This window comes from Kitasatospora sp. NPDC004669 (genome assembly GCF_040609455.1).
Classification (GTDB): domain Bacteria; phylum Actinomycetota; class Actinomycetes; order Streptomycetales; family Streptomycetaceae; genus Kitasatospora.
In genome coordinates this window covers 1-11,802 of the sequence record NZ_JBEXKB010000132.1, presented here as the reverse complement: position 1 = coordinate 11,802, position 11,802 = coordinate 1, and the positions used below count along the sequence as shown (strand labels likewise).

The 11,802-nt window shown below is 71.2% G+C and carries 12 protein-coding genes and 1 pseudogene; 12 read left to right on the top strand and 1 reads right to left on the bottom strand.

Features of this window, described 5'->3' with window-relative positions:
* Nucleotides 1–117: 117 nt before the first annotated feature.
* On the bottom strand, nt 118–1,431 hold the full coding sequence (locus tag ABZW30_RS44975) for a DNA-binding protein (protein WP_355677126.1): 1,314 nt from the start codon (nt 1,429–1,431) through the stop codon (nt 118–120).
* A 360-nt stretch (nt 1,432–1,791) separates the two neighbouring features.
* Between ABZW30_RS44975 and ABZW30_RS44970 the strand changes: the two genes are divergently transcribed.
* From ABZW30_RS44970 to ABZW30_RS44915, 12 genes and pseudogenes are all read left to right on the top strand, one after another.
* A complete protein-coding gene (locus ABZW30_RS44970; protein WP_355677125.1) occupies nt 1,792–2,772 on the top strand; it encodes a hypothetical protein in 981 nt (326 codons plus the stop codon).
* A 72-nt stretch (nt 2,773–2,844) separates the two neighbouring features.
* Complete coding sequence (locus tag ABZW30_RS44965; protein ID WP_355677124.1) at nt 2,845–4,341, top strand: amino acid permease; 1,497 nt, start codon at nt 2,845–2,847, stop codon at nt 4,339–4,341.
* 8 nt (nt 4,342–4,349) lie between these two features.
* Nucleotides 4,350–5,741: a glutamine synthetase family protein gene (locus tag ABZW30_RS44960; RefSeq protein ID WP_355677123.1), complete on the top strand. Its 1,392-nt coding sequence runs from the start codon at nt 4,350–4,352 to the stop codon at nt 5,739–5,741.
* A gap of 91 nt (nt 5,742–5,832) precedes the next feature.
* A complete protein-coding gene (locus ABZW30_RS44955) occupies nt 5,833–7,350 on the top strand; it encodes a Mur ligase domain-containing protein (protein ID WP_355677122.1) in 1,518 nt (505 codons plus the stop codon).
* Nucleotides 7,351–7,379: 29 nt separating this feature from the next.
* Nucleotides 7,380–7,889 (top strand): LuxR C-terminal-related transcriptional regulator, encoded by a 510-nt coding sequence (locus ABZW30_RS44950; RefSeq protein WP_355677121.1) that lies wholly within the window; start codon nt 7,380–7,382, stop codon nt 7,887–7,889.
* On the top strand, nt 7,886–8,137 hold the full coding sequence (locus ABZW30_RS44945) for a hypothetical protein (RefSeq protein ID WP_355677120.1): 252 nt from the start codon (nt 7,886–7,888) through the stop codon (nt 8,135–8,137). The genes ABZW30_RS44950 and ABZW30_RS44945 overlap by 4 nt, the downstream gene beginning before the upstream one ends.
* Before the next feature lie 66 nt (nt 8,138–8,203).
* A complete protein-coding gene (locus ABZW30_RS44940) occupies nt 8,204–8,383 on the top strand; it encodes a hypothetical protein (RefSeq protein WP_355677119.1) in 180 nt (59 codons plus the stop codon).
* A 602-nt stretch (nt 8,384–8,985) separates the two neighbouring features.
* Nucleotides 8,986–9,426: an NUDIX domain-containing protein gene (locus tag ABZW30_RS44935; protein ID WP_355677118.1), complete on the top strand. Its 441-nt coding sequence runs from the start codon at nt 8,986–8,988 to the stop codon at nt 9,424–9,426.
* Entirely contained in the window at nt 9,423–10,007 is a 585-nt protein-coding gene (locus ABZW30_RS44930; protein ID WP_355677117.1) for an AAA family ATPase, read from the top strand. The genes ABZW30_RS44935 and ABZW30_RS44930 overlap by 4 nt, the downstream gene beginning before the upstream one ends.
* A gap of 52 nt (nt 10,008–10,059) precedes the next feature.
* A complete protein-coding gene (locus ABZW30_RS44925; RefSeq protein WP_355677116.1) occupies nt 10,060–10,539 on the top strand; it encodes an N-acetyltransferase in 480 nt (159 codons plus the stop codon).
* 50 nt (nt 10,540–10,589) lie between these two features.
* Entirely contained in the window at nt 10,590–11,078 is a 489-nt protein-coding gene (locus ABZW30_RS44920) for an NUDIX domain-containing protein (RefSeq protein WP_355677115.1), read from the top strand.
* Nucleotides 11,079–11,236: 158 nt separating this feature from the next.
* Nucleotides 11,237–11,802: pseudogene (locus tag ABZW30_RS44915) on the top strand (ABC transporter ATP-binding protein); the annotation flags it as partial.

Sequence of the window (11,802 nt, the reverse complement as noted above, 5' to 3'; positions counted from 1 at the left end):
TACGGGCCCCGCCCCCCCCGCGCCCCCCCGTTTACCCCCCCAAAACCCCCCCCCCGCCCCCCCGGCTGCGCCCGCCCCCGCGCCGTAATGGCGGTCTCCCTATTCTCCGAGGGCGAGTCACGCTGCACCGGGACCGAGCTGTTTGGGGGCAGAGTCCCTGGCGTATGCCTCCAGCGCCTCACTGAGCACCACGGCGGCAGCAGCCGTCCGGACCGGTTCTTGGGCGAGCAGCCTGCGTACGTTGAGCACCCGCTCGACGAGGCCGGCCGCGCGGCGCTCGGGATCCAGGTTGGCGATGGGAGCCAGCGCTTCCACGGCCGCGTCCAGCTCGCCATCGATGATGAGCGCTGCGGCGAGGTCAGCCCGTGCTTCCGCCTCGAAGCGAACGATCCGCTCGTTCGCCGGAAGAGCGGCCTGCAGTTCCAGGACGCGGCGGGCATGCATCTGCGCGGCAGCCCCGTCCCGCAGGAGGAGGAACGTGGTGCCGTGCGAGCGCGCAAGGCGGGCGGCGCTGTGCTGGAACTCGCCTCCGACGCCATCGTGGAGGTCGTCCCGCTCGTCGGAGTCCAAGTCAACATAGCGTTGGACGGCTCGCGTGGCACGCGGAGCGTCTCCGAGGTGGCCGTACGCTCGGCCTTCGATGGCAGCGATACGGGCCCGGCCTGCGGTGCCAACCCCGGTGAACATCTGGGCCTTCTTGATGAACTGGAGTGCTTCGGCGGGGCGCCCGTCCCAGTAGGCGAGCATGGCGAGAGTGCCGCCGGCGAAGGCCCTGAGCGGGTCGAACCGGGTGGCTTCCCCGTACATGGCGGCCGACCGGGCGAGCCGGGTCGCCGAGCCCAGGGAGCCGAGGTCAAACGCGGTCATGCTCAGCAGGGCCGTCGCCTGGCCCAGGATGATCAGCAGTTCCTGCTTCTGCTCCGGTATGTGGGTGCGGTCCAGCAGGACCTGAGCGTTGGCCCGGATGACCTTGGTGTCGCGGTAGACGTCGTAGGGCGGCCTGTTGTTGTACGTCCGGGCGAGCTGGACGAGGTCGTCACGGATCTGATCCAACGACAGGTCAGATACGAAGGCGGATGCCACGGAGGCGGCGTGGTCGGATGCGTCGCGTGCTGTCATCGCGAGCTCACTTTCGAGGTCGTGCTGAGTAGGTGTGGGGGCCTCGCCCTCACCAAGCGGCGCCAGAAGTTCAGCCGCGGGCCGACCGAACATGCGGTTCAGCACCTGCGCAGACTGCCCAGTGGGCCGGTCCACCTTGCCGGCGAGCCACCGCCTGTAGGTCGGCTCCGAGACAGTCAGATTGCGATATCTCGGATCGTCCAGCTCATCCGCCATGAGGCCGGCGACCTTCTTGAACTCCCGCTCGAAGTCGGCGAAGACCCATCGCTGTTGGTCGACCAGGATCCACAGCAGGGTTCTGGGAGCCGTCACGGAATGGCCCTTTCGTCTCCTGGCGCCGGTTGAGTTCGAGCTCCGCTCACGCGGGATAGCCCCTGCAATAGAGATACCCCTCATTTGCCCAACATGGTGCGGAAATCGACGAGATGACAGACCGGTGATACCTGGATGACAGGAAGAGCCCGGAGCTGACGTAGCGCCGACATAGCGCTGATCCACTGCGACCCACGACAGTAGGTGGCCGACCACCTCGTCACATCGAGATCCCTGGTTCGACCGTTCCCTAAAGCCTCTTCGCTCTACGCCCGTTGGGTGCCAGCTCCGGCGATTCACGTCATTCCGGAATGGGGGTCAGGGAGGTTCGTCGACGACGTCCCCAGGAGGCACAGGTAGATGGCAACGATGCATACCAGTGAGGCTCCACGGCTTGTGTACCACCCTGCCGGGCACGACGGGCACCTTCGCAACGCGGTCGAAGAGCTGCGCGCCGGACGGTGGATGGCGGCCCGCGGCCTACTCGCGGCGAGCTGGGGCGACTGGCCGTTGTGGACCTCCCGCACCCAGGTGCTCGGAGCGGCGGCGGCCCGCTCGGACGTTCTCCGGCACTGGGCGCAGGAAGACCAGGACGGGCCGGGACTGGTCACACTTCAGGCCAGGGCGGCCGTCGAGCTGGTGCTCATGATTCACCGGCAGACCGATCCTCGGGAGCTGGCGATGCTGGAGCACTCGGCCCGTGAGGCATGCTGGCGCGCCGCAGCGACAGTCGCCGGCGATCCGGTGCCGTGGATCAGCCTGTTGGCCCTCGCGCCGCTGGATCGGCAGCAGGCCCGCCCCGAACACCGGGCGCCCGCCCCCGATCCGATGCTGCACCCCGGGCCGTGGGGGCTACTGGATCAGGCACGCCGGGTCGACCCGTGGAACAGGGAGGCCCATCACCGGATGTTCCGATTCTGGACGTCGTTGGACAGGTCCGGCACCGCGACCACCTTCCTGCGGACCTACCTGGGTTCCGCACCAGCGGGCTCCCCCCTTTACGCCCTCCCCTTGCACCTGCACGTCGAGCGCTTCCGAACGGCACCACGCAAGGACGCGATCCGCCGCCAGTGGTCGGACGGCGAGGTGCGCCAGGACGTCCTTCGGGCCTACGAGCACTGGCTGGAGGCGCCCGGCGAGCGAGCCAAGTGGCCGGTGGTCGACGAGAGTTACCTGGCCCATGCCCTGTGGGCCAGCCACCACCTCGAACAGGCCGCCGGTGTGTTCGCCTCGCTCTCCCCGTTCGCTTCCTCCCAGCCCTGGCTGAGCCTGGCCGACCACCGGGAGCAGGCACCCGGGCTGCTCCAGCAGGTCATGGCCCAGGTCGCCGCCCGCCGCTGAACTCCCGCTCGCGGCCCGGCCGTACTCCCTGTCTCGCCCCAGCGTCGTCCACCCCTTCGGAGGTTCGCCCCCATGCCCGTCTCTCATCGCACTGCACCCGTCCAGGAAGAGGACGATCACCTCCGGTCGCTCGGCTACGAGCCCGAACTGACCCGCCGGATGGGCGGCTTCGGCAACTTCGCGGTCTCCTTCTCGGTCATCTCGGTCCTGTCCGGGTGCATGACCCTGTTCGGGTTCGGGCTCCTGACCGGCGGCCCGGCGGTGATGATGTGGGGCTGGGTCGGGGTCGGCCTCGTGGTCCTGCTGGTCGGGATGGCCCTCGCCGAGGTCACCAGCGCCTACCCGACCAGCGGGGCCCTCTACTACATGGCGCACCGCCTCGGCGGCCCGCGGTGGGGCTGGGCTACCGGCTGGTTGAATTTGCTCGGCCTCGTGGGCGGGATCGCCGGAATCGACTACGGCGGCGCGAACTTCATCGCGGCGTTCGCCGGCTTGCAGTGGGGCACGGAGCCGACCCCCGGGCTGATACTCGCGATCTTCGCGACGATCCTGATCTTGCACGCGCTGCTCAACCTGCGCGGTGTGCACGTGGTCAGCATCCTCAACAGCGTCTCGGTGTGGTGGCACCTGCTCGGCGTCCTGGTGATCGTCGGCGCCCTGTGGGTCGTCCCTTCCCACCACCAGTCCGCGTCCTTCGTGTTTGGGCACTTCGCGAACGGCACCGGATGGGCAAACCCGATCTACGCGTCGGCCATCGGCCTGCTGCTCTCCCAGTACACCTACAGCGGCTACGACGCTTCGGCGCACCTGTCGGAGGAGACGACCGACGCGCAGGTGGCCGCTCCTCGCGGGATCGTCCGGTCGATCTGGGTGTCCCTGCTTGCCGGGTTCGTCCTGCTGGCCGGTCTGCTGTTCGCGGTGCAGGACTACAACCGCACCGTGGGCGCGGCCGTGCCGCCGGCCCAGATCTTCCTCGACGCGCTCGGAGACAACAGCGCGAAGCTGCTTCTGCTGGTCGTGATCGGCGCCCAGTTGTTCTGCGGCTCCGCCGAGACCGCGGCGGCATCGAGGATGATCTTCGCGTTCTCGCGGGACAACGCCCTGCCCGGCTCTGCGACGTGGCGCAGGGTGTCGCGCAACGGAACACCCGCACGGGCGGTGTGGCTGGCCGTCGTCGTAGCGTTCGTGCTGGCGCTGCCCTCGCTGTGGTCGACGGCCGCCTACGGCGCGGTGACCGCTGTGAACGTGATCGGCATGACCCCGGCGTACGCGATCCCGGTCTTCCTGCGGCTGCGTAAGGGCAAGCGGTTCAAGCCGGGGCCGTGGAACCTGGGCCGATGGAGCCGCCCCGTTGGAGTCCTCGCGGTGGCATGGGTGGCCGTGGTGACCGTGCTGGTGTGCCTGCCGCAGACCAGTCCGATCACCGCCCAGACGTTCAACTACGCGCCGATCACGCTTGTGGTGGTCCTGCTGCTGTCCGCGCTGTGGTGGCGGATGGCGGGCCGAAAGTACAGCGTTCCCGTCGTCGACGACCCTCAGATGGCGATCCTAGAGGAGCAGGTCGTATGAGGGCGGCGGTGCGTGTCGCGCGGTCCCGGGCGGCCAGGGCCGCGGTGGCCGAACCGGGCCCGGTCGGGTCGCTGCACCGGGTGGTGGACGCCTTCGGCCTCGACACCGTCCTCCTGGCTGCGGTCGATGTACAGGGACGGCTCAAGGGAAAGGCGTTCGACGCGACGGTGCTGGTGGAGCGGCTCCGGTCGAACCGGATCTCCCCGGAGATGTGCGGGTACGTGATCGGCACGGACCTGGGCATGACGCCCCAGGACAGGGGCACGTTCTCCTGGGAGTCCGGCTTCGGCGACATCGCGCTGGCGCCCGATCTCGACCGTGCCCGCGTGCTCCCGTGGGAGCCGGGCACCGCCGTGGTGTTCGCCCACCCGGTCGACGGTGACCGGCCGCATCCGCTGGCCCCGGCGACCATCCTGACGGAGCAGCTCGACCAACTCCAGGGCCTGGGCTACGAGGTGCGGGTCGGGGTCGAGACCGAGTTCGCCGTCTACGAGAGCACGGGCGCCGACGCGGCGGCGGCCGGCTGGCGAAGGCTGCATCCGGTGACGTGGGACAACCGCGACTACGCCCTCGACCGGACGACCGCAGCGGCCGGGTTCTCGCGTTCGCTGCGGCAGGCCCTGGCCAGGGCGGGGCTTCCCGTCGAGGCGGTCAAGCTGGAGAGCGCCCCGGGCCAGATCGAGGTGACGTTCCCCTACGGTCCGGCCCGGGAGGCCTGTGAGCAGCACGTGTTGTTCAAGCACGCCGCGCGGGCGCTGGCGGACCGGCAGGGTATGGCGGCGACGTTCATGGCGGCCCCGGCGGACGGGGTGGGCTCCGGGATGCACCTGCACCTGTCCCTGTGGGCCGGTGGCGAGCCGCTTATCGCCCGCGCGGAGGACCCGCACGCGCTGTCGGAGCTGGGTGAGCGGGCCGTCGCCGGGCTGCTGGAGGTGCTGCCCGCCACCGCTCCGATGTGGGCGCCGTACGTGAACAGCTACAAGCGCCTCGGGGGCCCGTTCGCACCGTCCAGGATCGCGTGGGGACGGGACAACCGCTCCTGTGCGGTGCGGGTGGTCGGCCACGGACCGGGCCTGCACCTGGAGGTGCGCCTGCCCGGCGCGGACGCCAACCCCTACCTCGCACTCGCCGCCGCCGTCGCCGCCGTCCGCCACGGCGTCACCTGCGATCTCAAGCCCGGCGAGCCCGTCACCGGTGACGCCGGCTGGGACGAGGACCTGCCCGAGGTGCCTCGCCACGCCTGGGACGCCATCAAGGCGTTCGAGACCAGCCCCCTCGCCTGCGCGCTGCTGGGCGAGTACGTCGTCGCCCACCTCGCCTCCCTCGCCCGCCTGGACGTCGACCACCACGCCGCCCGCGTCACTGACGTGGAGCTGGCACGCGGCTTCGCCCAGGCCTGAGCCCCGGGACGGCCGCGGAGCCATACCCCCGAGCCCGCGGCTGTCCCGGTTCCACCCCACCCCCTGTTCCTGACCATGCCGGAGAGCCCTCATGGACACCACCGTCCGCCCCCAGAAGAAGAGCGTGAAGCCCGCCCCCACCGGGCCCGGCCTGCTGGCCAAGACCCACCTGGTCGGCGCCACCGAGTCCGGCATGGAGGGCCTGGCCTTGTGGCTGGCCTCCCGCGGCCTGGACGTCACCGGCAGCATCGACCCCGCACACCAGGACAGCCCCGCCGCCGACCGGCTGCGCGCGGCCGGCGTGGAACTCACGGTCGGCTCCGACGCTGGGCACGTCCGCAACGACCGAACGGCCGTGGTGTGGTCCGGGGTGGTCGTCGCCCCGCACCCTGAACTCGACCGGGCCCAGGCCATGGGACTGCCGGTGCTCGCCCGCGCGCACGCGCTCGCCGTGCTCTGCGAGGGCTTCGGCCATCCGCTGGTCGCCGTCGGCGGCAGCCACGGCACCACGACCGCGGCAGCGGTTCTGGCCGCGGCCCTGGCCGACGGCCGAACCGGCTGGATCCTCAACGCCCCCGGCGTCGGCGGCACCTGCGGCCAGGGCGGCGGACGGCGCCTCGTCGTGGAGCTGTGCCCGGACGCCGGCACGCACGAGGCCGCGCCCCCCGGATCCTGGAACTACCGCCCGCACGGCCCGAACCTCTACCGGCGCCCGTCCCCGTCGGTAGCGCTGATCACCGCCGTCGCAGCGAACGCCCCGCACTTCGCGGACAACATCGAAGCCCTGGACGCCGCCACCAGCCTCGCCCGCTCCGCCGGCACCGTGGTCCTGCCGACCTGGGACACCGGCGCCAGGATCGTGCACGAGAGGCTCACCGACCGCCCCGGCCCCACCGTCGTCACCGTCGGCCTCGACGAGAGCGCCGACGTGTGGGTCCTCACGCCACGGTGGCTCGGCGGCGACTACCTCCTCACCCTCCACTACCAGGGCACGAAGCACCAGTTCATCGTGCCGATCGCCGGCCACCACCACGCCCTGGCGGCCTGCGCCGCCATCGCCACCGCCCTCGTCGCCGGCGAGGACGCCAAGGCGGTCGCCGAGCGCCTGACCGGCTTCGCAGGCGTCGAGCGGTCCCTCACCGAACTCAGCACGCAGGCGCGCGTCACCGTGTTCGAGTCCCGTGCCCGGCACCCTCAGGAGATCAGGGCGGACGTCGAGGCCGCCCGGCTCCTGACCGAGGGCTCGGTCATCGCGGTGCTGGAGCCGGACGGCATCGCCCGCACCAGCGCCCACGCCGCCGAGCTCGGCGCCGCCCTCGCCAAGGCCGACCACGCCGTACTGCTGCCAGCCGCCACCCCGCTGACCAAGCTGAACGTCCCCGACCCACTCGACATCGTCGCCACCGCCGCCACCGCCGCCCTGAGTACCGACCGGGTCCACCGGGCCCGCTCGGGCCCGTACGAGCCCGGCGCCGAGCAGCTCGTCACCCGCCTCGCCGAGCCCGGCGACCTGGTGCTCGTCATCGGCACCGGCGAAGCCACCCGCCTGGGCCCCCGCCTGCTGGATCGCCTCACCCGAACCGGTTCCCCCACCACTGACCGTCCGTGAACCGCCCGCCGATCACCGGAGCTGCCGCCATGGCTACCACCCTGCCCGCCCCCAACCTGCCCGAACGCGACATCTGGCTCCTCGTCCACATCGCCGCCGAGTCCCAGACCCGCACGATCGCGGCCGACCCCGCACTCGCCCTGGTCCCTTCCGAGGTCGACGCCGCCGTCCGCGCGCTGTTCACGGCCACCGGCACGCGCACCGTGCTGCAGCTCGTCGCCTGGGGCGCCGCGCACGGCATCGTCACCGGCACCACCGCGCTCACCACCGCAGTTCAGCTCCCCCGCCGCCACCAACAGGTCCTCGCGGGCTGGGTCGGCGGGCACACCACCCCGGAAATCGTTGCCGACTTCGGCATCTCGACCACCACAATGCGGGGCTACGGCCGGGACCTGCGCTCCCGGCTGGGTGTGCCCAACCAGGTGCAGGCGAGCATCGCCGGCGTCCTGGGCGGCCTGGTCCTGCTCAACGACATCGACCCCACGTGGCCCGCCGAGCCCTTCGCCCGTGCCATCGCACCCCGTGGCCACGCGGCGTGAACACCCGGCGGACCACCGGCCGGGCCGCCGTCGGGCTGGTCTGCTTCCTGCTGGGAGTCCAGGTCGGGGCGGCCGTCGTCTACCTCCTCCAGCACCGCACCCGGCTTGCCCAGCCGCTCCATCTGGCGATCTTCGGCCTCGTCGTCTTCGGCATCCTCGCCGTCGCCGACCGCCTCATCGCGTCACGCTCTGCGCCCAAGCGCCGGTCCGGCTCCTCCCCTCAGAAGCCGTACCCGCCGGCCGGCTGAGCACCCGCACTACCCATGGCGGCCGTTCGGGCCCGGGCCGCACCCCTTCGACCCCAGAGAGAAAAGATGAGCACCTTACGACCACCTGCCGACGGACTGGCGGCCCGCGACCTGGACCGCCACCTAATCAACCGCGCGGGCGTGCCCGCCAGGGTGCCGGCGGACGAGGAGGCGTTCACCACCGGCCTCGCACGTCAGCCGGACTTCGATTACGGACGCGCCGACTCCGCGACCCGAACGAGTTAACCGTCCCGACCTCACCACGCTCCATGAGCCCGATCCACTCAACGCCGCCCGCGCACTCGCCTATCTCGGCGAGGCGTATTCCCCCGACGACCTCGCCGTCACCGCGCTCATCCAGGCCCGGGAGGAGTTCGCCTGCCTCGGTCACCGTCACTGACAGGCCCGCATCGAGTTCCTTGGCCAGGATGCCGAACGCTCCAGTCTCCCGGACGCCGCCCGCGGCTGGTATACCGCGAGCCTTCGGCAGTACGGGAACCTCGGAGGCACCCGCGGCACCGAGCGCCTCCAGAGCCTGATCACCGCCGTGGCGGGAGGCGTGACCGCCCGCCTCCCGCCGAGCACGGCGCGATTGTCAGCGCCCCGTGGCACACTGCCCGTTCGACCCGCAACCGCCTTACCAGTATGACGAGTTGGGACCGTTCACCGGATCGTGTGGCATCTGTTGCGACACGCCGACGCGGCCCCGCCGGGCCGCCTACGGTGGGACACCCGACCATGCACTCACGTACGACGAACGATCACCAGTTTGATCGCAGCTTCGCCATGCCCTGAACCGGCCGCACTCCCCGCGCCGGTTCCCTCCCACCCCTGGAAGGAGACGTCCCGTGCCGCACACCCTGGTTGTCGGAGTCCACCTGAGCCTGATCGAGAACGGCCGGGTGCTGCTCGAACAGCGCGCCAACACCGCGTTCGCCTCCCACCACTGGCACGCCCCGGCCGGCCACCTCGAAGCCGGAGAGTCCGTCCTGGCCGGCATGGCCCGCGAGGCCGATGAGGAACTCGGCATCACCATCCGGGAGAAGGACCTCGACCTGGTGCACACCCTCCACCACCTCGACGCCGACGACGGTGCCGGCCGCCTCCAGCTGTTCTTCGCCCCCCGCGCGTACACCGGCAAGATCACCAACCGCGAACCGGACAAATGCGCCGCCCTCCGCTTCTGGCCGCTGGACGGGCTTCCGGAGCCGATTGTCAGCTACACCGCCGACGCGCTCGCGCAGATCACCGCCGGCCGCCCGCTGTCCGTCGTCGGATGGCCGGCATGAGCACCACGAGCCACCCGAGGCTCCCAGCAGCCGGGACGCCTGTGGGGAGCGCGGAGACCCGGCTCGTGGTCGTTCGGGGAAACTCGGCGTCGGGCAAATCGTCGGTAGCGGCGGGCGTCCGGGACCGGTTCGGGCGGGGTCTGGCCGTGGTCGCTCAGGACAACCTGCGCCGCATCGTGCTGCGCGAGCGGGACCGGCCCGGCGGCGCGAACATCGGCCTGATCGACACGGTGGCCCGGTACGCACTGGGCGCCGGCTACCACGTCGTCATCGAAGGCATCCTGTACGCCGATCACTACGGCGAGATGCTCCAACGCCTGGTGGACGACCATCGCGGCGTCACCCGCTGCTACTACCTCGACATCCCGATCGACGAGACGCTGGTCCGGCACGCCTCGAAGGCCGATCGCGAGTACCTGGCGGCCGTCACCGAGCGGGAACTGCGCGACTGGTACCGCGAACACGACCTTCTACCGGGCGGTATCGAGACCGTCATCGGCAGCGACAGCACCCTGCGCGACACGGTCGATCGCATCATGCGCGACACCGCGCTCTCGGAGTTGCCCGCCCGCGACAGCTAGAAGCAGCCGCTCAACCGTCGTGTCCGCTCCACCTGTTGAGAGGAGAATCAGAGTGTCCGTACCCGATCCCCGTGTTCGCCCTGCCACGCCGCAGGACGCTGACGAGTTGCTTCGGCTGCGCGTCACCGTGCTGACCGGCGAACCGGTCACCGACCAGTGGCGAACGACCTTCCGCGACGACATGCTCCAGCGCCTGGGCAACGACCCCAATCTGCTCGCCTACGTCGCCGACGGCCCCGGCGGCAGCCTCACCGCCTGCGCGGTCGGCATCGTCTACCGCGGCTACTGCGGCCCCACGTACCCGACCGGGCAGTGGGCCAGGATCCACACGGTCGTCACCGACCCCGGCCGCCGCCGCCAGGGCCTCGCCCGCGCCGTCACCGGCGCCCTGGTCACCGCGATCAAGCAACGCGGCTGTTCCATCGAACTGCGCGCCACCGACGCCGGCGCCCCGCTCTACCGCGGCCTCGGCTTCGAGCCCGTCGACGGCTTCATGGCGCTGCGCTCCATCTCACCAAGACGGACCGGCTAACCTCCGCGGCTCCGCCCTCCCGCCCTGCAACTTCAACGAGGAACACCCTGATGCACGAGACGAGCAGGCTGTCGGTCGGCGTCATCGCGCACGACCTGGACACCGACCAGATTGCCACCGTCCACTACGCGCAGCGCAGTTGGACCCCGGGGCCCGCATGGACGATCCCCGGTGGGAAGGTCGATCCCGGGGAGGAAATCCCCGACGCTGCCGCCCGGGAGCTACGTGAGGAAGCCGGGCTCATCGCCCGGCCGTCCGACCTGCGCCTGGTGCACACCATCCAGGCCAAGGAGGGCTGGGACGGGCGCGGCGGGTTCGTCCTCTTCGTCTTCGCGACCACCGAGTTCACGGGCGAGCTGGCCAACGTCGAGCCGGACAAGCACCTGGAGGTGCGCTGGCACCCCGTCGCCGACGTCCTGCCCAGCCCGATGTTCCCGACGTCCAAGGCCGCGGTGGAGGCGTACCTCGCGGGCGGGCCCGTGTTCTCCACCCACGGCTTCGACCCCGCCTCCGGACAACGGCAGCTCATCGAGATGTGACCGGCGCCCGCGTGCACCATGCCGGGCGAGTGCGCTCGCCCGGCATGGTGCCCGGCCGCTCGTCCCCGCCCGGTCCGCGCCGGTCGCCCCATAATTACGCCGCACCCTGACGGCACTGGCGCCCGACCACCGCGTTCCCCCTCTGCGAAAGGGAGTATGTGACCAGCGCACCCAAGACCTCGACGGGCCCGGTGCCGGACAGCGAGCAGCTGCTGTTCGGTGGGCCGATGCGCTACGACTACGGCTGGGCCAAGCACGAGATGGCCAGTGGCAAGGTGACGTTCTGGGCGGTGGCGCGGCAGATGCCGCGCTTCCTGCGCCTGGCCGGACGGATGGCGTGGCAGGCCGACCGCGCGGCGCTGCTGACCCTGGTCGGTGCCGAGGTCCTGCGCGGCCTGGCCGCCGCCTTCGCGCTGATCGCCACCAACCACGCGCTGGCCGCGCTGCTCGCCCCCGGCCATGTCGCCGACGTGCTGCGGGCCGCTCTCCCGGCGATCGTGGTGGTCGGGGTGATCACGGGCCTGGCCTCGGTGCTGTCCGCCGCCTCGGGCTGGGCCGGCGGACGGCTGGAACCGGCGGTCTTCCGCAGGGCCACCATCGAGTTCCTGACCATCGTCAGCCGCTCCGAACTGGAGGCAATCGAGGACCCAGCCTTCCTCGCGGAGGTGGACAGCGCCCGCTGGGGCGCGATGTCACTGCAGAGCATCATCGGCCAGGCCACCTC

Coding starts and splice junctions, on each gene's coding strand:
- ABZW30_RS44970 (WP_355677125.1), top strand. CDS start 1,792: ATGGCAACGATGCATACCAGTGAGGCTCCACGGCTTGTGTACCACCCT.
- ABZW30_RS44965 (WP_355677124.1), top strand. CDS start 2,845: ATGCCCGTCTCTCATCGCACTGCACCCGTCCAGGAAGAGGACGATCAC.
- ABZW30_RS44955 (WP_355677122.1), top strand. CDS start 5,833: ATGGACACCACCGTCCGCCCCCAGAAGAAGAGCGTGAAGCCCGCCCCC.
- ABZW30_RS44950 (WP_355677121.1), top strand. CDS start 7,380: ATGGCTACCACCCTGCCCGCCCCCAACCTGCCCGAACGCGACATCTGG.
- ABZW30_RS44940 (WP_355677119.1), top strand. CDS start 8,204: ATGAGCACCTTACGACCACCTGCCGACGGACTGGCGGCCCGCGACCTG.
- ABZW30_RS44930 (WP_355677117.1), top strand. CDS start 9,423: ATGAGCACCACGAGCCACCCGAGGCTCCCAGCAGCCGGGACGCCTGTG.
- ABZW30_RS44920 (WP_355677115.1), top strand. CDS start 10,590: ATGCACGAGACGAGCAGGCTGTCGGTCGGCGTCATCGCGCACGACCTG.